Source organism: uncultured Brachyspira sp., from assembly GCF_910578695.1.
Classification (GTDB): domain Bacteria; phylum Spirochaetota; class Brachyspiria; order Brachyspirales; family Brachyspiraceae; genus Brachyspira.
Map to the genome: position 1 here is coordinate 1 of NZ_CAJTQJ010000045.1, position 20,880 is coordinate 20,880.

16 protein-coding genes and 1 riboswitch are annotated in these 20,880 nt (G+C 27.3%); of the genes, 2 read left to right on the forward strand and 14 right to left on the reverse strand.

Annotation, left to right across the window (positions count from 1 at the left end):
- Positions 1-81 precede the first annotated feature (81 nt).
- A complete protein-coding gene (locus QZ288_RS10250; protein ID WP_295158554.1) occupies positions 82-1,077 on the reverse strand; it encodes an ABC transporter ATP-binding protein in 996 nt (331 codons plus the stop codon).
- A 297-nt stretch (positions 1,078-1,374) separates the two neighbouring features.
- Here QZ288_RS10250 and QZ288_RS10255 point away from each other — a divergent pair, with 297 nt between their 5' ends.
- Together QZ288_RS10255 and QZ288_RS10260 are read left to right on the forward strand one after the other, a co-directional pair.
- Positions 1,375-3,003, forward strand: a complete 1,629-nt coding sequence (locus QZ288_RS10255) for a GldG family protein (protein ID WP_295158555.1) — start codon at positions 1,375-1,377, stop codon at positions 3,001-3,003.
- Between the two features lie 46 nt (positions 3,004-3,049).
- A complete protein-coding gene (locus QZ288_RS10260; protein WP_295158557.1) occupies positions 3,050-4,336 on the forward strand; it encodes an NADH-quinone oxidoreductase subunit L in 1,287 nt (428 codons plus the stop codon).
- A gap of 246 nt (positions 4,337-4,582) precedes the next feature.
- Here QZ288_RS10260 and QZ288_RS10265 read toward each other — a convergent pair whose 3' ends face one another.
- The 13 genes from QZ288_RS10265 to QZ288_RS10325 form a co-directional block, all read right to left on the reverse strand.
- Positions 4,583-5,683 (reverse strand): hypothetical protein, encoded by a 1,101-nt coding sequence (locus QZ288_RS10265; RefSeq protein WP_295158559.1) that lies wholly within the window; start codon positions 5,681-5,683, stop codon positions 4,583-4,585.
- 448 nt (positions 5,684-6,131) lie between these two features.
- A complete protein-coding gene (thiM, locus tag QZ288_RS10270; protein WP_295158561.1) occupies positions 6,132-6,926 on the reverse strand; it encodes a hydroxyethylthiazole kinase in 795 nt (264 codons plus the stop codon).
- Between the two features lie 529 nt (positions 6,927-7,455).
- A riboswitch (TPP riboswitch) is annotated at positions 7,456-7,580 on the reverse strand.
- Between the two features lie 44 nt (positions 7,581-7,624).
- Entirely contained in the window at positions 7,625-9,466 is a 1,842-nt protein-coding gene (gene uvrC / locus QZ288_RS10275) for an excinuclease ABC subunit UvrC (protein WP_295158563.1), read from the reverse strand.
- A 139-nt stretch (positions 9,467-9,605) separates the two neighbouring features.
- On the reverse strand, positions 9,606-10,004 hold the full coding sequence (locus QZ288_RS10280; RefSeq protein ID WP_295158565.1) for a phosphoribosyltransferase family protein: 399 nt from the start codon (positions 10,002-10,004) through the stop codon (positions 9,606-9,608).
- A gap of 18 nt (positions 10,005-10,022) precedes the next feature.
- A complete protein-coding gene (gene pheT / locus QZ288_RS10285) occupies positions 10,023-12,449 on the reverse strand; it encodes a phenylalanine--tRNA ligase subunit beta (RefSeq protein ID WP_295158566.1) in 2,427 nt (808 codons plus the stop codon).
- A gap of 278 nt (positions 12,450-12,727) precedes the next feature.
- Positions 12,728-13,747: a phenylalanine--tRNA ligase subunit alpha gene (gene pheS / locus QZ288_RS10290; protein ID WP_295158568.1), complete on the reverse strand. Its 1,020-nt coding sequence runs from the start codon at positions 13,745-13,747 to the stop codon at positions 12,728-12,730.
- Positions 13,748-13,876: 129 nt separating this feature from the next.
- Positions 13,877-14,689: a DUF4037 domain-containing protein gene (locus QZ288_RS10295; RefSeq protein WP_295158570.1), complete on the reverse strand. Its 813-nt coding sequence runs from the start codon at positions 14,687-14,689 to the stop codon at positions 13,877-13,879.
- 60 nt (positions 14,690-14,749) lie between these two features.
- Positions 14,750-15,637 carry a DUF58 domain-containing protein gene (locus QZ288_RS10300; protein ID WP_295158572.1) on the reverse strand — a complete coding sequence of 296 codons (888 nt, stop codon included), beginning with the start codon at positions 15,635-15,637 and terminating at the stop codon, positions 14,750-14,752.
- Positions 15,638-15,885: 248 nt separating this feature from the next.
- Positions 15,886-16,260 carry a group III truncated hemoglobin gene (locus QZ288_RS10305; protein WP_295158574.1) on the reverse strand — a complete coding sequence of 125 codons (375 nt, stop codon included), beginning with the start codon at positions 16,258-16,260 and terminating at the stop codon, positions 15,886-15,888.
- Between the two features lie 195 nt (positions 16,261-16,455).
- Positions 16,456-17,298, reverse strand: a complete 843-nt coding sequence (locus tag QZ288_RS10310) for a 3-hydroxyacyl-CoA dehydrogenase NAD-binding domain-containing protein (protein ID WP_295158576.1) — start codon at positions 17,296-17,298, stop codon at positions 16,456-16,458.
- A gap of 226 nt (positions 17,299-17,524) precedes the next feature.
- Positions 17,525-18,301, reverse strand: a complete 777-nt coding sequence (locus tag QZ288_RS10315) for an enoyl-CoA hydratase-related protein (protein WP_295158578.1) — start codon at positions 18,299-18,301, stop codon at positions 17,525-17,527.
- 247 nt (positions 18,302-18,548) lie between these two features.
- On the reverse strand, positions 18,549-19,736 hold the full coding sequence (locus tag QZ288_RS10320) for an acetyl-CoA C-acetyltransferase (protein ID WP_295158580.1): 1,188 nt from the start codon (positions 19,734-19,736) through the stop codon (positions 18,549-18,551).
- A gap of 533 nt (positions 19,737-20,269) precedes the next feature.
- Positions 20,270-20,880: Rpn family recombination-promoting nuclease/putative transposase (locus tag QZ288_RS10325; RefSeq protein ID WP_295158582.1), on the reverse strand; the 611-nt coding region annotated here is incomplete at its 5' end.

The following is a 20,880-nucleotide window of genomic DNA, read 5'->3' on the forward strand; positions in this document are numbered from 1 at the left end:
TATCAGTGAATTAACAGGATTAAGTATTAAAGAAATAGAAAAGTTATAATTAATTAATTTTTTATATATTTTTATAAAAAATTACTCAGTAAGAATACATGAAACAGAATGTCTTTCAGAAATATTATTTAATTTAGGAATATAATTTCGGCATTCATCTTTTGCATATATGCATCTTGTATGAAATCGGCATCCTAATGGAATATCCGAAGCATTCGGTATTTCTCCTCTAATAGGAAGCTCTTTTATTATATTAACTCTTCCTGAAGAAGCATCAGGAACTGCTGCAATTAAAGCCTTTGTATAAGGATGTTTAGGATTATCTATTATTTCATCAGCATCTCCTATCTCAACTATACTTCCTAAATACATTACTGCTATTGTGTCTGCAAAATATCTTGCAGTTGATAAATCATGCGTGATATATATATAGCTTAAATTTTTATCTGTCTGAAGTTCTTTCATCATATAAAGTATCTCTGCCCTAGTAGATAAGTCTATCATAGAAACAGGCTCATCTGCAACTACTAATTTAGGATTAAGTATTAAAGCCCTAGCCGTTGCAATTCTTTGACGCTGTCCTCCTGAAATCATATGAGGGTATCTTTCCATAAACTCTTCAGGAGGATTTATTTTTACATCTTTCAATGCATTAATAACAATATCATCATAAGTTTTTTCATCGCCGTCAATATTATGAATATAAAGAGGCTCCTTTAATACATCTTTTATTTTAAATCTAGGATTCATAGAAGCATAAGGATCCTGAAATATCATCTGAACATTTCTTCTGTATTCTGCAGTTTTTTCTTTATTAAAATCATTAATATTTTCATTTTCAAATATAATACTGCCTGAAGTGGGATTTATAAGCTTCATTATTAATTTTCCTATAGTAGTTTTGCCGCTTCCAGATTCTCCTATCAAAGCAAGTGTTTCGCCTCTTTTCAAATCAATGCTGATATCATCAACTGCTTTAATTTCTTTATATTTTTTTAATAAACTTTTTAATATATTTGCATGCAGTCTAAAATATTTTTTTACATTTTCTAATCTTAATATTATATCTTCACTCATTTAAATAAAATCTCTTTATAATATTTCTATAGTACAATAGTAATATATTATATTATAGAAATCAAGTATTTATTTAATAAATAAATATTTGTAAAATTATAGAAATTTTTATTTAAATATACATAAATTAATATATAGCAAATATTCATATATACTATGCATTAATGAAATATTTAATTAATAATTGTTTTAGTAAATTCTAAATAAACCGATACTTATTGCAGGAATTTATTATATATGAAATTTATAATAATTATTCGCTTATTTTAATAAAATAAATTAATGGATTATTAGCTAATGTCAAATAAAAAATTTAACTTAAAAATCGCTACAGTAGCATCTTGGCTATTATTATTTTTTGCTTGGATATTTTTTTATGCGGTAACTCAAAGACCTACAGCTGTTTTTTGGGTGGTGCTTGTAATATCTTCTATAATGACTATTATTACATTAATAGTAGATAGAAAAAATATAGTATCTTTTTTTAAGATGCGTTTTGTTCATAAAGCTTTTTTTGGAATATTATCATTAATTATCACTCTTGCGATACTTGTAGGACTTTATATTATAAGCATAAACTTTCCTATAAGATTTGATTTAACTCAAAATAAGTCATATACAGTATCCCAGCAAACTATGGATGTTTTATCAAGAATAGACAGCCCTCTTTCTATAGTAGTATTAAGATCTCCTAGTACAGATCCTACTTCAGCAGATTGGAGAGCCGATTTATTATTAGAGCAGTATAAGAGAATAAACAAATATATAAATGTAGAATATATTAACCCTATAGAAAAACCTTCTGCTAAAAGCAAATATCAAATGACTCAGGTTGGAGAAATAGTATTTACTTACGGACAGGGAAAACAAGTCAGAGTTTATAGAAAAGATTTAACAACTCAGTCTAAAGTAACATCAGATCCTTTATTTATAGGAGAAGAAAAATTCACGCAGTCTATATATACTTTACTCGACAGCGAATCATTTGTTATATATTTTACTGTAGGACACGGAGAAAGACAATTGCAAGATAGAGGCGGAGAAGGCTTATCCTATGTTAAAACTTATTTAGAAAATGAAAATTATAAAGTTAAAGATTTAAATATCATACTTGAAAATATCCCTACAGATGCATCATTAATAGTAATAGCCGCTCCTATAGAAAATTTCAGTGATTTTGAAATAGAAAAATTAAATAATTATGTGAAAACAGGCGGAAAACTTCTAGTTTTATACGATAGTTTTTTGGATAGAAGCAGATTTAATAGTAATTTAGGAATTTTTCTATCTGATTGGGGATTTAAAACTAAAAATGACTATATAATTGATACAGCTTCAAGTGTAGTTATACCTGTTAATATAGTGCCTCAATATACTTCGCACCCTATAACTCAGACGCTTAAAGAGGGAAATGTATTTGCATGCTTAGTTGTGGCAAGAAGTATATTAAGCGGAGAAAATATATATAACGGCAGTTTTGAAAATATAATAACAACTACGCCTCAGGGCTATAGTAAAGAAGAAGCTACTTTTGATTTATCAAGAGCAAGATTCAATCCTAGAACCGATATATCAGGTCCTGTTCCTTTGGCTATAAGCGGTACTTATGAAATAGAAGGAAGAAAAGATCCTGCCAGAATAGTAGTATTCGGAGATGCGACATTTATTTTGAATGCATATATTAATCCTGAACAAGGACAATCTGTAGACATTGCTTTTGCTGGAAATAAAGATTTATTTATGAATACTGTTGCTTATTTATTAGAGGCAAGACAGAAAATTACTATAAGACCTAAAGAGGCAAGTATTAAAAATCTTACTCTCACAACAACTCAGACTAACTTTATTAGATATATTGCTCAAATAGGCTTGCCTTGTTTATTTGGAATACTTGGCATATTAATATGGTTCTTTAGAAGAAGATAGTAAAGTTGTTTATCACAATGAAATATATGAATAAGTTAATAATAGTATGGCTAATATAAAGACATTATATAAAAAATATTCATACTATATTAACTATGCTTTATTAGTATTTATAAACGGCATTTCAAGTGTATTAAATTATATATCTTCAATATATGTAAACAGAAGTTTATCAATATCAGATTTTGCATATTATAACGGCATAATAAATATATATTCAATAATAGTTCTAACTGTATCAAGTTTCAGCTATTATATTATGCATCATTATAAAGATGATGAAGATGCAAAAATTTATTGGGCTTACGGATATATTACAGCATTTATAATATCCGCATTATATATATTATCAATACCATTAATAGATATACTTTTTAATATAAAAAATTACAGCTCGCTTTTTATAATATCTATCGGAATATTTGCAACTATTTTAGGCATAGTCTCTCAGTCAATATTAAAAATAAATAATTATATAGCCTATGATTATATAGCAAGTCTTATAGCAATATTTATATCTAAAATATTATTATTAGCATATTTCATCATAACAGGATTGACTTTATTTAAATCTATTATAACAGTTACTTTATTCTGTGTGCTTTATTTAATAATTAATTTAGTAGAATTAAAGAAAGTTAATATTCCCTACTTTATACCATTAAATAAAATAAAAATATATCTTTCTAAACAAAATTTATATATATTTTTAAGATATATAATTCATATTGTAATAATAAATTTCATATTTAATTGGATATCATTAAGCGATGTATTAATGGCAAACAGGTATTTAGATAAAACAAGTGCAGGATACTACTCTACTATATCATTAATAATAAAAATGTTTTTCTATATAGGCACTCCGATAGCTTCAGTAATGTTTTCTTATATTTTAATAGCTAAAAAAGATAATAATAAAAGCAAAGAAAAAAAGATTATTTATTATTCGCTTTTGCTGTTTGTATCTGCATCTTTTTGTTTGTCAGGATTTTTGATTATATTTGCAAAACAAATAGTATTAATACAATTTACAAGCAGATATGAAGCAATTATACCTCTTATTCCTCAGGCTGTAATTTTCGGTTTTTCTTTAGGCTTTACAGTTATTACATTTAATTACGGACTTGCCTATAAATTATTTGCACCATTTTACGGATACTTGATAATATTTTCTTATGTATATTTTTCACTAAGAAACGGGCTTAGAACTTTTGAAAATTTTATGCTTATAATGAAAATATTTTTTACGGCATTACTTATATATAATATTTTAATAATATTAATACATAGAATAATTTTTAAATATAAAGATAATAAAAAAATACAATAGAAATTGTATGCTATTTTAGAACGATATTTTTATTTCAGCATTATTTTTTAAACTTAAAATACGCTTATAATTTTATATTTTAAATATTTAATCTCAAATATGCTCCATTCTTTTTTTATTATAGTTTCTTTATTCTTATTATTGCTAGTGATAAACTTAACTTACTTAGTCAGTTATAAGTTAAAAATTGTAATCTGTAAAATTTGCATAAATGATTTTTATCAAATACATTATAAATCTTTTTATCTAAAAATAGTAATAAATATTCTTTTTCAAATAAGGTTTTAATTTACTAAAAGATATACTAAAATCATCAAATGCCCTAGCAGCATGCGGAAAGTTAAATTGTATATGCAAATCTATATCATCATTTTTAGTACAAATTGAAACATTATTTTGCATTAAATATTCAGCATAAGAACTATCAACTTTATCTATCACATCAATAGAAAAGTCTTCGTCTTTGCTATAATATTTATCAAGCTCTTTTTGTAAAGTTTTTCTAAATTCATCACTGTCATTAACAAAATCAGATAAAGTTAATCTTCTTAATTCTAATTTATTAATATCTAATGTTAAATATTTTATGGATGTACCAGGATATGGTCCTCCATAATAATACTCTATACTGCTTGTAATACATAAAACATTGTCATTAAAAAAACCGTCATAAAAACCGTAAAATTGAGCTTCGTAAAAAGTTTCTTCTTCTTTTAAATCTAATTCATTAATATTATTATTAACTTTCTGAATTATTTCATTATTAATTTTCTGAATTATTTCATTGGTATTATTTATATGCTTTATAACTTTGTCTTCATACACTAACAATTTAAGATTTTCTATATAAAGAGCAGATAAAGTATGAATATAATTTTTATACTCTTTAGAAACGCTTATATTATAAACAGTATACAAAGGCTTTATTGTTTTTATATCAGAGCTTAACTTTTTATTATCTTTCTGCCAGCTGCCTTTTAAATTAATATTCTTTTTATTATTTCCCAAATTAATAATGCTATCTAATTGACTATTATTTATTTGAAAATAGAATATTTCTTTTTTATTTTTATCAGAATTAAAAGCATAGAATATAATAGTATTTTTATCTATTTCTCCTATTATAGGTATTGGGGTATTAATATTATTATATTTATAATATCCTCGTATAGCAGATTTTTTATTTTGCAATATATTATCAGGAGCTTCAATATATATATCTATAGTAATAGCATATTTATCAATACTACCCTCAAGTGTAATAAATATTTCTCTATTAATAGAAGAATCAGCAAAAGCATATACATAAATTATATTAATAAGTATTATTATAAATATTTTTCTCATCAAATGTATTCCTTATTTTTTATTTTACTATATATATTATCGATATTCGAAGAATTATATCATAGTCTTTGACGATTGTCAATTTTCTATCATAATACAATTAATTTATAAAAATTACTGAATATATTGTTTAAGTAAATCATTAAGTTTTTAATATATTTTATAATTTAATTATACCAATCTCTAAAAAATTACAGCATTCAGATTTATTTAATAACAGTAGTTTTTATTTTAATAATTTTTATCTGACTGCTTTTAATTGCTGATATCTTTTTTATGATTTTTATTATACCAATGCATAATATTCTAATAAAATATTAAATTAATAAAATCATAATTATAAATAAAAAAAGATTATATATAATTACAATAAAAAATTATAACTAATTAAATATATTAAAAAATCTGTCAGCTGTTTTTTTATAAAAAATAATTTAAAAAATTAATATTATTCTCTTACTCTATTTGAAGCATCATTAATATCAAGTTTATAAAGCTCATCAATAAAAGCAATAGAAAAACTAGCAGGACCTTCAGCCTTTTTTGAAGCCTTTTCACCGCAAGACGCCATTATGCACATAGCCGAAGCAGCAGCAATTAAAGGTTCAGATACCGCAATCATAGCACCTGTAATAGCACTGGAAGTACAGCCCATACCTGTATTAATAGGCATTAAATCAGAACCTCCGCTTATATATAAAACTTTACTGCTGTCTGTAATAATATCGGTTTCACCGCTTATACTCACAACTGTATTATATTCTTTAGCTAAATGAATGCCTGCCTCAATAGCCATATTAACATTAACAGTACTGTCTACTCCTTTAGTTTTTACGCTATCTCCAGCAAGAGACATTATTTCAGAAGCATTTCCCCTTATTACTTTAGGATTATAATTTTTTATTATATCAATAGCTGTTTTAGTTCTCAATTTTGTTGCCCCTGCTCCAACAGGATCAAGCACAAAAGGCACATTCTTTTTATTTGCTGTTTCGCATGCTTTATGCATAGCATCAATAGAAATTTGAGTTAATGTACCTATATTGATGACAAGAGATGAAGCAATAGAAAGCATATCTTCAAATTCTTCTTTTTCAAATGTCATTACAGGCGAAGCTCCCACTGCAAGCAAAGCATTAGCTGTAATCTGCATAACAACATAATTTGTAATATTATGAACCAACGGACTTTTAGATTTCATATCTTTAATTGCTTTTATTATTTCACTTTGTAATGTACTCATTTTTACTCCTTATAATTTTTATTTTATATAACTTTAATAATCTATATCAAAAAAATATGCAAATGCACTGCTAATATTAAAAAAATATTATTCTTTAATATCAATATAATAATAATATATTTTAATTATGATAATATCTTTTAATATTCTAATCTATAAACTTATATATTCAAATAATATTTATAAAATTTATTTCTTAAATAATATATGCTGCCTATCATAGTAATTATTATGCTGTAATAAGGTTCTGCAAATGGAATCTTTCTTAATAAGTTTTATTATAGGCATTGATTTTATATTTATGCTAATAAAAAACATAAATATAGCACTTAACATAATAAATTTTAAATAAGGTGATTTTCTGTACTTAGTACTCATTAAAATACTTTTAGAATTTAAAATATTATTCATAAAAAATTTCCAATATAATTAAGAAATATAAATTAATATCAGAGAAGCCTTAATGAAAAATCACAAGTGCATAAGAATTAATTAAGAATATGAAACTAAAATTATAAAAACTAATATTTAGTTAGAATAAAATATTTCCCTACACTGGCATTATCCAACAGGTCATAAGGGTCTAAGTTTAAATAAAGAATTGATGAAAATTAAACCTACTCTCAGCCTTTTCAAGCTCCCCTAAATATATATTAAATTATATATTAAATATATATTATTTCAAGTATAAAAATTAATTATTTATGAAAATACCCGTATATATTGTTTGCAGCCTTATAGGTTATACCTGGTATATTTCTAATACTGTCAAAAGATGCATTTTTAATATCATCTATATTCATAAAATGAGCATATAATTTTTCTATAGTTTTCTTTCCGATACCTTCTATACTTTCAAGTTCGCTTTTAATCATTTCTCTGCTTCTTTTTCTGCCATGACTTGTATTAACCCATCTATGAGTTTCATCTCTCACCTTCTGTAAAAATAATCTTGCAGGCTCATTATCGCTTAACTGCACAGGCTTATCCATATTCGGTAAATATATTTCCTCAAACTTCTTAGCAAGTGCCATTATAGGCTGTCTTTTTATATCAAGCTCTTTTAAAGCCTCTATTGCAGAATTAAGCTGCCCTCTTCCTCCGTCTATAAGTATTAAATCTGGGAAAGTTAATTTTTCTTCTTTAAGTCTTTTATATCTTCTATAAACCGCCTCTTTCATAGAAGCAAAATCATCTATACCTGTAACCGTTTTCATATTAAATATTCTGTAATTTTTATTATCTGAAACTCCATTAACAAATCTTACCATTCCAGCCATAGTATAGCTTCCCTGAATATGTGCTATATCGAAAGACTCTATTACAGCAGGAGCTTTTTTTAATTTGAATATTTCCTGAAGCCTTGTTATGCCTAAAGGAATTTCTCTAATCAATGACTTTTCTTTAAATAAATGTTTGGCATTTTCATTTGCTATATTTATTAATCCCTTTCTGCTTTTATCCAATTTTAAATTTACTTCTCTTCCTGATATTTCCCTTAAATAATCTTTTATTATATCAGAATCTGTAATATCAAAATCTGTATGTATAGAGGCAGGTATCAAATTTGCATGAGTATAATACTGAGTAAAGAAAGCTGAAAGTATTTCTGAATATTTGGATATTCCTATCTCTTCATAATATTTATCATTATTCGGAGAACTCATACTGAAAGTTTTTCTATCTACAAGTTTTCCTCCGCTTACAGATAAAATCACTATAATATAATTTCCATTCTCTCCGTAAATTCCTATTATATCAATATCATCGCTTTCTGGTATATATATACTCTGCTCAACGGTTATATATTTAAGTAAATCAATTTTATCTCTAAAATCTTTAGCCGCCTCAAATTCTAATTTCTCAGAATGCATAAACATATAATGTTTTAATTTAGAAATAAGCTCATCTACATTACCTTCAAGCACCATTACAGCATCATCAATAGTTTTATCATAATCCTCTTCGCTAATAAAATCGGCACAAGGAGCTGTACATTTTCCTATATGATAATATAAACAAGGTCTTATAGGTCTTTTTAATGGGAAATCATATTTACATCTTCTTAATTTAAAATTATCAATTACAAACTTTACTATACTATCAGCCTTCTCAGCAGCAACATAAGGTCCGTAATATTTTTTATATTTATTTGAATTTTCTTTATCTATAACATTTCTAGCCTTAATAATTCTAGGAAAATGTTCATTAGTAATCGCTATAAAAGGAAATGATTTTTGATCTTTAAGAAGTATATTATAGTGAGGCTTATGCTTTCTTATCATCTCGGCTTCTAATATTAAGGCATCAACCTCATTTTCTGTTAATATATAATCAATATCTCTAATATGTTCAACTAATGCTGCTGTTTTTGCATCTTTATTTGAATTACTAAAATATGATGAAACTCTTTTTTTAAGTGATTTTGCTTTACCTATATATATTATAGTTTGCTTGCTATCTTTCATAAAATATACTCCTGACTTATCTGGAATATATTTTAATTTTTCATGTATATAATTTTTTACTTCATTATTCATAATTTATTAATATTACAGCAATATAAAAATTTTAAGTAATTATACATAAAACAAAAAAATTGTCAAAAAACAATATATATTATATTACTTTTTATAATTATAATGATAATTACTAAATGAATATTTCAATATGAAATTTTTATTTACTTGAATCTTTAGTTTCCCAAGGAAATAAAAGCCAATTATTATGATTAATATTTTTATAACTATATTTTGGTTTTATTTTGCTTGTATGAACTCTGACAAATAAAGCAGCTATATCAAATTTTTGATCATCAAAATATCTTAAAGTCTCGCCTGTATCTGATATATCATCAACTATTAAAGCAGGCTTATTTTTTACCTTTAATCTCCAAACTTCTTCCATATTAAGCACCATAGGAATTTTAAGTTTATGAGAAAGCATAACAGCAGGAACTAATCCTCCTCTTGCCAAACCATAAATAACTTCATAATGAATATTAGAATCTTCTATTTGTTTAGCTAATATTTCAACAGCCTCATTTATACTTTCCCAAGAAATTATATCATATTCCATTATAAAAACTCCTAATAATTAAGCACGCAAACTAATGTTAAATCTTGTTTTAAGCATTTCAAGTAAAGAAGTTTCAACAGTATTAATATCCTCTTCCCTCAAAGTTTTATTAGGATCATAATATGTTATAGATATTGCAATAGATTGTCTGCCTTCATCTACCTGCTCTCCCACATACCTATCAACAACATCAACATTTTGTATAATATTATTGAATTTAGTTATAGTTTTAATAACTTTACTGAATTCTATATCATTAGAGCATACTAAAGCTAAATCTCTGAATACAGCAGGATACTTTCCTATATCTTTCAATTTCTGTTTTTTTACTCTCTCTTTAATAAGCTTTAAAGTTTTTCTAATATCAATATCTAAAAAGTAAACCTCGCCATTTATATCAAAAATATTAAGAATTTTAGGATGAAGTCTTCCAATAATGCCTATTTTCTCTCCAAATATAACAATATCAGCAGATATAGTCGGTATAAACCATTTATGTTCTTTATTCGGCATCAAATTATAATCAGTGCATTTCAAATCCTTTATTAAAAGTTCTTCAATAACTCCGCTCATATCAAAGAAATCATAAGCTCTGGCTTCTTTATTCCATAGCTTTTCCTGATAAAGTCCGAACATAACAGCAGATAAATGCTTTTCTTCTATAAAACTTTCATTTTCTTTATAAAAAATATTTCCAACTTCAAATAAAGCTCCGTTTTTATGTCTATGATTTTGATTATAAACTGTGCTGTTAAGAAGCGAAACTAAAGTTGTAGGTCTTAATACATCCATCTCATTAGTTAACGGATTTACTACTTTTATTAGCTTTTCTTCCTCTATTCCTATAGACTTAAATATATTACTATGCCCCATAGAATACTGTTTAGTTTCATAAAGTCCGTAAGATGCCATTCTATGCTTTACAAAACTGACTTCTGAATAATCAGTATTAATAGGATTGCATTTTATATGAGGTACATTAGAATCTATATTATTATACCCGTAAACTCTTGCTATCTCTTCTATCAAATCTTCTGCTATGGATAAATCATGTCTGTATAAAGGTATATCAACTCTTAAACTATTATCTCCAAGTGCTGAAGCTTTAAATCCGTATCTTTTGAATATAGATGATATTTCCATCTTATTCATATTAAGCCCCAAATATCTTTTTACAAGTCCGCAGTCAAATACTATTCTATTTGCTTCAAACTGCTTTACATTAACCTCTTTGGATCTTGAAGCTATTTTACAGGAACTATCTAAAGTAACTATTAAATCTACAACTCTATTCAATGCAGCAAGTGTAAGAGTATGATCTATTTCTCTTTCAAATCTGTATGAAGCATCGGTTTTAGTATTTGCTGATATTGTAGATTTTTTCACAGCTATATGATCAAAATATGCACTTTCTATCAATATATTTTTAGTTTCATCTCTAATCTTTGTAGAATCGCCCCCCATAACTCCTGCAAGACCTATAGGCTTTTCGCTGTCAGCTATTACTAAAACATCATCTGTAAGTTCTATTTCCCTGCCGTCAAGAAGTTTAATTTTTTCTTTATTTTCAGCATTTCTGACTATAATTTTACCGTCTTTTATATTATCAAAATCATAAGCGTGAATAGGCTGCCCATATTCAAGCATAACATAATTTGTAACATCCACTATATTATTAACAGGATTAATTCCGCACATTTTAAGTCTTTTCTGCATCCAATCAGGAGAGGGACTTACTGTTATATCTTTTATAAGCCTTCCTACATATTTATAACAGCCTTCAGGATTTTCTATAGTTATATCTATATTTCCTCCTGCTGCATCATAGGTATTAACAGAAGGAATACTTACTCTTCTTTCTAAAACTAAAGAGCATTCTCTGGCAAAACCTATAATACTTACTAAATCTCCTCTATTTGCAGTAATTTCAACATTGAATATATGATCTGTGCTTCCTACTATAGTTGAAAGAGAATTTCCTAATATACTGTCTTTATCAGCATTAACTTTTTCTATATCCTCATCTAATATCCAAATACCATAAACGCCCTCTGCTTCTTCATAGCCTAATTCAGTTCTTGAACATATCATACCATTACTTTCAAAACCTCTTATAGAAGCCTTTTTTATGGTAAGCCCATTAGGAAGTTTAGCTCCTATCATAGCTACAGGAACATATATTCCTTCTCTTACATTAGAAGCACCGCAAACTATTGAAAGTACATCTCCGTCCCCTACATCAACTTTACAAACGCTTAATTTATCAGCATCAGGATGTTTATGTACAGATATTATTTTTCCAATGATAACACCGGGTATATCTCCGCCTGTTGTTTCTATTGATGAAATTTCACTTCCTGCAAGCGTTATTTTTTTAGCAATTTCTTCTACATCAAATCCGTCTAAATTAACAAACTCTTTTAGCCAGCTTAATGGAACTCTCATTATTCTATCCTTTCTATTTATTGCTACGCTCGAACTCGCTAAATAATTTTAAGCAAATGACTTCGTCCGCCTTAGGCGAATTTGCTTAAAAGCTCGTTCTCGCTTTTATTTATTGTCGCTTTGCCGAGTAGGCACCTATTTGGTGCATGCCTACGGCAATGCTCGAACTCGCTAAATAATTTTAAGCAAATGACTTCGTCCGCATTAGGCGAATTTGCTTAAAAGCTCATTCTCACTTTTATTTATTGCTATATATTATAAAGTCTTACTCAATTAAATTACCATTGCTTTAAAAAATCTATATCATTCTCATAGAACATTCTTATATCAGTAATGCCGTATTTAATCATAGCAACCCTTTCTATACCCATACCAAAAGCAAAGCCTGTATATTTATTTATATCATATCCTACATACTTAAATACATTAGGGTGAATCATACCTGCCCCCATAAGCTCAAGCCAGCCTTCTCCTCCGCAGGTTTTACAGCCTCTTCCTCCGCATATTACGCAGGTGGCACTTAAATCAGCACCAGGTTCAACAAATGGAAAATAATCAGGTCTTAATCTTATCTCTGTCTTATGTCCGAACATCTTTTTGCAGAATAATTCTAATATACCCTTTAAATCATTAAAACTTACATTACTGTCTACCATAATCCCTTCAATCTGATGAAATACAGGCGAATGTTTTGAATCTATAGCATCTCTTCTGGCACATTTACCTGGAGATACTACAGCTATAGGAGGAGGAGTTTCAAGCATAGTTCTTATCTGCATGCCCGATGTATGAGTTCTAAGTACATGTTCTTTAGATACAAAAAAAGAATCATGACTGTCTCTTGAAGGATGATAATACGGTATATTTAATGCCTCAAAATTATGAAAATCATCTTCTATTTCATTACCTTCCGCAACTCTAAAGCCTATTTCTGTTAAAATAGAAACTATTTCCTCTTCCACTCTCGTAAGCAAATTAATTGATGCAGATTTCGGTCTTCTTCCGGGCATTGTTATATCTATTTTATTTTTTTCTAAAGAAGATATAAACTCTCTCTCAGATATTTCATTCTTTTTATCTGATAAAGCATTCTCGCAATAATTCTTTATTTCGTTTATCTTTTTTCCAAGCTCTCTTTTAACATCTATATTATCTATTGATGATAAGCCTTTTAAAAGCTCTGTTATTCTACCTTTTCTTCCAAAATAATGAATTCTTATATCATCTATTTCCGCCTGAGTATTTGCATTTTCTATACTGTTTTTTAAAAAGCTGTGTAACTCCTCTAGATTCTCCATTGTTGTTCCCTAACATAAAAAATTAACTTCTTTATATATCATAAAATTATTTCCAATATTATATCATAAAATTATTTTCAATACAATAAAAAAATAGTATAATAAATATATGAAAATTTAGAATAAAATTTACAAAATTTTTTCAATATTTTCAATAAGTATTTTAACTTTTTCCATAATTTTTTTATTATATATATCATTTAAATCATAAAATATAATACTTTTTATACATTTTTCAAAATTATCAGGTATCTTAGGGCATAATTTTAATGCATACTGTAAAAGTTTTTTTTCACCGGGATGAAGCTCTTTATTCAAGGCAAATAAAATATCAAAATATGATGATAATATTGCCGTAATTCTATGACTGATGCTTATAATATCATTTCTTTTTACAGCTTTTTCTAATTGCTCATAAAAAGATGCAGTTTTTTTGGCATATATAATATTAAAATTTTTTTCTATTATGCTATTCTTTAATTTTTCAGGATATTCATTATTTAATTCATCTTGCAGATTTTTAAAATTCCCATTTCTATCATAAAATATACTAGAATTTTTAATATTATATAAAAAAGCAGTTGTATATCCTATTTTAGAATTGCAGCCTCTCCATACATATTCTAATTCATCTTCTGCCCAAGATAAATCTCTGTACATAAAGTCCAAACATACATTACTATCTTTTAATATAATCTCATCTCCATATTCAAAATAATCATTTCCTATTTCATAATAAGATGCATACTTTTGTGCAAAATATTCTCTGTCTTTTATATTTGCTATGTTTTTTGCAGCATTTTTAGAATAAACATAAATATCATAATCTGACATATCATCATTAATCAAGCTGGTTCTGGAACCTGACAGCACTATAGAATCAATATCATTATTTTCAGTTATAATATTTACATAATCATTTATAATATCATATATATTCATAATAATATTTATCCTAAATCAATATTTATTAGCTATATAAAAATATTGTATATTATAAAATTATCTTCTTCTTTTAACAAAAAATTTCATAACTTCATTAACATAATCGCTAGAGGTATCTAAAACAATATTTTCTATAGAATTTCTTTTTAAAAATTCAAGCCTATCTTCCATAATCCTATTTTGCTCATTAAAATATTCTTCTCTTATTTTTTTATTTGACATATCAAAATATACATAATCATCATTTTCTAAATCAGATAATACTAAAGTTCCGCCTAAGCTAGGCATATTATATTCCAAGCTGTCATTAACTAAGCAAACTATGAAATCATGATATTTTCTTGTAATATCAATTTCTTTTTTAGGAATAGAAGCACAGACATCTGTCACTAAAAAAACAATGCTGTCTCTTTTTTGTATTCTATTAAAATATTCCAATGCATTAGCTATATTAGTGCTGACGCTTTTAGGCTCAAATTCTATAAGCTCCCTTATTATCCTAAGAATATGATTTTTACCTTTTTTAAGGGGAATAAATTTTTCCGCCTTATCTGTAAATATTAAAAGCCCCACTTTATCATTATTTTTTAAAGCTGAGAAGCTAAGCAATGCACTAAGCTCAACAATCAAATTATGCTTTGTCTTTGTAAATCCGAAATCTGTAGAAGCTGAAAAATCGGCAATTATTATAACATTAAGTTCTCTTTCTTCTCTAAAGCGTTTTATAAAAGGCTCATTATATCTGGCACTTACCTTCCAATCCATAGCCCTTACATCATCGCCTATAGTATATTTTCTAACTTCATCAAACTCTATACCCTGACCTTTGAAAGCAGAATGATACTGACCTGCAAAATATGAATTAACTATTTTTGAAGTCTTTATCTCTATTTGTCTTACGGTTCTAAGTAAATCCTGAGTTGTTATATTGCTGTCTTTAAACATTATAAGCCTATTATTTTTTATTATTGCTGTCTATAAACTCATTTAAAATTATAAAAATTGAGAGAATGCATAAATCATCGTACAATTTTTATAATTAATTATTGCTTCAATATTATATTATAAAAAATAAAAAAACAATACCTTAACTATTATCTATAATAATATAATAAATAATTTAATTAATATAATAACGCAAACAAAACATTATTTTTATATAGAATTTAAATTTATATATTTGATAAAAACTGCTATTGCTGAAATAATACTGCTTTAAAATTTTTTCCTATATTATCAGCAACTTCATAATAATGTTCGGCTGCTTTTTCTTCAAATATCTCATTCAAGCACTCTTTAAATAAATCAAGCCAAACATCAAAAAGCTTAATATCAAAAGGAAGTAAATTAATATGGGGCTGAACAGGATTTCCCATATACAGTCTTTCATTTAACAGCATAGTTTTCCAAAATTTAGATATTTTTTCCTTATGTCTTTCCCAAGAAGCATCGTCAATACCTACAGCACCATTAAATATAGGACCTAATTGCTCATGAACTCTAATTCTAGCATAAAATATATCCATAAGTTTTTCTATGCCTTCATTATTTATTTCAGTATATTTCATAATATCATCCTTAAAGCTGTAATATTTATATAGTATAATAAAATTATATTAATTACAATTATTGATATAAAAAATTTTACTATCTTTGATTATATGTTTTAATATAAAAAATAGATTTAATTTTTGCTGTTTAAGAGATAAAAAAGCGAAGAAAGTATAAATACAATCTCCGCTTTTAATTATATAAAATAACTATTATTTTTTACTATAATCATAGAAACCTTTGCCTGTTTTTTGTCCTAGCAAACCGCCTCTAACCATTTTTCTGAGTAAAGAACTAGGTTTATATTTAGGATCTCCTGTTTCTCTTTGAAGAACTTCCATAATTGCAAGAACAATATCAAGTCCTATTAAGTCGCCTAAAGCCAAAGGACCCATTGGGTGATTAGCACCTAATTTCATAGCATTATCAATACCTTCAACAGAAGCAATACCCATAGAATATAAATCAATACCCTCATTGATCATAGGAACAAGTATACGGTTAACTACGAAACCAGCAGTTTCATTAACTTCTACAGGAGTTTTTCCTATTTCTTCAGATATTTTGATAATTTTTTCAACAATATCTCTAGGAGTATTAATACCGGCAATAACTTCTACCAGTTTCATAACAGGAACAGGATTGAAAAAGTGCATACCTACAACAGGTCTTCCTATTCCATTACCTATCTCAGTAATAGAAAGAGAAGAAGTATTAGAAGAAAATATACAATCAGGCTTACAAATTTTATGTAACTCGGAGAAAGTTGCTTTTTTAACTTCTAAATTTTCAAAAGCAGCTTCAACTATTAAATCAGCATCTTTACAAATTTCTTTTAAACCTGTAGTAATTTTAGATAAAATTTTATCAGCATCAGCCTGCTGCATTTTACCTTTAGCTACTCTTCCTGCAAAACCCTTAGCAATTCTTTCTTTACCGCCGGCTGCAAACTCCTCTTTTATATCGCATAAATAAACTTCATAACCTTCTGTTTGAGCAAAAGTTTGTGCTATACCAGAACCCATAGCACCTGCACCAATTACACCTACTTTCATTTTTTAACTCCTTAATTTTTTTATTATTATTGCTAATAAAAATTGTTTGCTGATTTATGCACGCTCACAATTTTTATAATATCAGTTATAAATTGACAGTTTATCTTTGCTGCTGCTATCAATAAACTTACTGAAAACATCAGCTATTCATTTATAACTTTAAAGCTTTATTATTGCCAATAAAACTTTTTATTAATATTATTAGCTATAAACTAGCTTTTAAATATTATTTATTAACAAATTTTTCTACTTTTCTCTTTTCTAAGAAAGCTTTCATACCTTCTTTCTGATCTTCTGTTTCAAAACAATCGCCGAATAATTTTTCTTCTATAACAATAGCTTTATCCATATCCACCTGTAAGCCTTCATTAATGGCTTTTTTACTGTTTCTAACAGCTATAGGAGCGGCAGAAGCTATAGAATTAGCCAATTTTTCAGCAGCACCCATAAGCTCTGCCTGAGTATATACAGCATTAACAAGTCCTATTCGAAGTGCCTCATCAGCTTTAATGTTTTTACCGGCATAAATCATCTGTTTAGCCATACCTATACCGACTATTCTAGGAAGTCTTTGAGTGCCTCCGAAACCAGGAGTAATACCAAGTCCAACTTCAGGCTGACCAAACATAGCATTATCTGAACAAATACGAATATCACAGCTCATAGCTATTTCACATCCGCCGCCTAAAGCAAAACCATTAATAGCAGCTATTACAGGGATAGGAAAAACTTCTATTTTTCTAAATACATCATTACCTTTCTTACCGAAAAGTTCTCCTTCTGATTTAGTTGCCGTACTCATCTGAGATATATCAGCTCCTGCAACAAAAGATTTATCTCCTGCCCCTGTTAGAATCAAACATCTAGTTTTATTAATATCTACAGAATCAAAAGTTTTTTCAATTTCATCTAAAACTTGGGAATTAAGGGCATTAAGAGCTTTTTCTCTGCTAATAGTGATGATACCAATCATACCTTTCTCTTCATATTTAACGAATTCCATCTGTATCTCCTTAAATTATAAATAAAGTCATTATTAAAAAATAAAAACAAGCAGCTTTTGATTGCTCATTACAAAATATTATTTTCAATAATAAATACTATTATACTGCATTTGCAGTATAATTTTAATTTTTTAATATTAGCCTTTGCATTAAATTAATAACACAAAGGCTATAATATATCAATAATCTTAAACAATAAAGTTATTTATTAATTTAATCATAGTTAAAATGATATATATTTTTATACTATTCTCTTTCTACTATAGTAGCACAGCCCATACCGCCGCCTATACAAAGAGTAGCAAGCCCTCTCTTAGCATTTTTAGCTTCCATTTCGTGAAGTAAAGTAACGAGAATTCTGCAGCCTGAAGCACCTACTGGGTGTCCTAAAGCAATAGCTCCGCCATTAGGATTAAGTTGTTTTTCTACATCAATACCTAAATCTTTACCAACAGCAACTGACTGAGCTGCGAAAGCTTCATTAGATTCAATGATATCAAAATCTTTAATAGTTAATCCTGTTTTAGCCATTAATTTTTTAGTAGCAGCAACAGGTCCTATACCCATAATTCTAGGCTCAACTCCGCCTAAACCGCCTGCAATCCAAGTAGCCATAGGTTTAATTCCTAATTCTTTAGCTTTTTCTTCACTCATAACAACTACAGCAGCAGCACCGTCATTTATACTTGAAGCATTACCGGCAGTTACTTTTCCTCCGTCTGGTTTGAAAGCAGGTTTTAATTTAGCCAAACTTTCTACTGTAGTTCCTGCTCTAGGACCTTCATCTTTATCAAATACTATATCGCCTTTTTTAGTTTTAATAGTAACAGGTACTATTTCTTTTTTGAAAGCACCAGCTTCCTGAGCTTTTACTGCTTTTTGCTGTGAATTAGCAGCAAATGCATCTAATTCTTCGCGAGTAAGCTTATAATCATCGCAAACATTTTCTGCTGTTATACCCATATGATAATCATTAAATGCATCCCAAAGTGCATCATGAACCATAGTATCCAATACTTTATCATTACCAAGTCTGTAACCATAACGGGCTTTTTTAAGGGCATAAGGAGCTAATGACATATTTTCTGTACCGCCTGCTACTACTATATCTGCATTTCCTGCAGCTATCATATTAGCAGCGATATTTACAGCATCAAGTCCTGAACCGCAAACAACATTTATTGTCATAGCAGGTACTTCCACAGGCAAGCCTGCTTTTAAAGAACATTGACGGGCAACATTCTGACCTTGCGAAGCCTGTATAACACAGCCCATATATACCATATCAACTTGATTAGGTGCTACTTTAGCTCTATTTAAAGCTTCTTTTATTACTACTGCACCCAATTCTGCAGCCGGAACTGTACTTAAAGCTCCTCCCATACTTCCTATTGCTGTACGGCAGGCACTTGCTATTACTATTTTTCTAGACATATTTGTATCTCCAAAGAATTATTAATTTTAGACACATTTATAATATTAATGCGTTGCTTTCAGTATAGTACATTTTTTTTGCAATTTCAATTAAATATTATAATTTTTTATGATACCTAACTATAGTACAATATGCATAAATTTAATGCATTTAATTAAAAAATTAATTAATTATTATTGTAGCTAATTATTGCTAATAAAAATTGCTTTATTATTGCTAATTAAAAATTATAAGTATATTTTTATAAATGACATACACCCATAATTTTTATATTAAGATTTCTAGCACTCAAAAATTGTTTTTATATTATTACAGCTTTGCGTACCTGCGGCAAAAAGTATAGCCGCCTTCGGCGAATTTGATATACGCTCACAATTTTTATATTTAGCTTTCTAGTATTTAAAAAATTATTAGTTTTTATTATTACTAATAAAAAACTTGCTCGTCAATAACTCCTGCCATTCTACGAATGTCAGGTACTCATAAGTTTTTTATTATAGTTTTTATTTTTTTATATAAAAAAACTATTTACTTATAACTTTTCTATTTCTTCTATGCTCAAGCCTGTTAATTCACTAATAAGATTTATATCCATATTCTTATTTTTCATATTTTTAGCTAATGAATATTTTTCTTTTTCTATTCCTTTTTGTATTCCCTCTTCTATGCCTTTTATACGCTCTTCATTAAGCATTAGAACATTAAAATAATCTCTCTCATAATTGCTATAACCATTATATAAATCATTACTCTTTACAAATTTATTGTACTCATCATAAACTTCTTTCATTATAGGATTTTTCTTTACTAAAACTTCCATAGTATCCTCCAACTTATCTTTTGAATTTAAAAACTTAAACCAATCTGATAAACCCTCATACAAATTATTATTGTTATTATTAAACTTCTTTAATTCTAAAAAATGTATCTCCAAATGATTAGTTAGTATATGATTGGTTTCCAGCTCTTTAATAAAATAGCAGCTATGAGGTTTATCTGAGTCTTTTATTAAATTAAAATCTAAAATATTAATACTTATAACAGGCGTTAAATCTGAATATATATCTTTAGACTTTAGATTTGTATAGTAGCTTTTAGCCCAATAGTACAAACTTCTGTATATAAATGACTGATTGCCTATTC

What these genes read in the sequence shown, in the direction of transcription:
- QZ288_RS10320 (WP_295158580.1), bottom strand. Translation starts at nt 19,736, where the DNA reads ATGTCTAGAAAAATAGTAATAGCAAGTGCCTGCCGTACAGCAATAGGA.
- pheT (WP_295158566.1), bottom strand. Translation starts at nt 12,449, where the DNA reads ATGAGAGTTCCATTAAGCTGGCTAAAAGAGTTTGTTAATTTAGACGGA.
- QZ288_RS10305 (WP_295158574.1), bottom strand. Translation starts at nt 16,260, where the DNA reads ATGAAATATACTGAAATAAATAATGAAGGCATAGAAAAACTTATGGAT.
- pheS (WP_295158568.1), bottom strand. Translation starts at nt 13,747, where the DNA reads ATGGAGAATCTAGAGGAGTTACACAGCTTTTTAAAAAACAGTATAGAA.
- QZ288_RS10265 (WP_295158559.1), bottom strand. Translation starts at nt 5,683, where the DNA reads ATGAGAAAAATATTTATAATAATACTTATTAATATAATTTATGTATAT.
- QZ288_RS10280 (WP_295158565.1), bottom strand. Translation starts at nt 10,004, where the DNA reads ATGGAATATGATATAATTTCTTGGGAAAGTATAAATGAGGCTGTTGAA.
- QZ288_RS10260 (WP_295158557.1), top strand. Translation starts at nt 3,050, where the DNA reads ATGGCTAATATAAAGACATTATATAAAAAATATTCATACTATATTAAC.
- QZ288_RS10310 (WP_295158576.1), bottom strand. Translation starts at nt 17,298, where the DNA reads ATGAAAGTAGGTGTAATTGGTGCAGGTGCTATGGGTTCTGGTATAGCA.
- QZ288_RS10250 (WP_295158554.1), bottom strand. Translation starts at nt 1,077, where the DNA reads ATGAGTGAAGATATAATATTAAGATTAGAAAATGTAAAAAAATATTTT.
- uvrC (WP_295158563.1), bottom strand. Translation starts at nt 9,466, where the DNA reads ATGAATAATGAAGTAAAAAATTATATACATGAAAAATTAAAATATATT.
- thiM (WP_295158561.1), bottom strand. Translation starts at nt 6,926, where the DNA reads ATGAGTACATTACAAAGTGAAATAATAAAAGCAATTAAAGATATGAAA.
- QZ288_RS10300 (WP_295158572.1), bottom strand. Translation starts at nt 15,637, where the DNA reads ATGTTTAAAGACAGCAATATAACAACTCAGGATTTACTTAGAACCGTA.
- QZ288_RS10295 (WP_295158570.1), bottom strand. Translation starts at nt 14,689, where the DNA reads ATGAATATATATGATATTATAAATGATTATGTAAATATTATAACTGAA.
- QZ288_RS10315 (WP_295158578.1), bottom strand. Translation starts at nt 18,301, where the DNA reads ATGGAATTCGTTAAATATGAAGAGAAAGGTATGATTGGTATCATCACT.
- QZ288_RS10255 (WP_295158555.1), top strand. Translation starts at nt 1,375, where the DNA reads ATGTCAAATAAAAAATTTAACTTAAAAATCGCTACAGTAGCATCTTGG.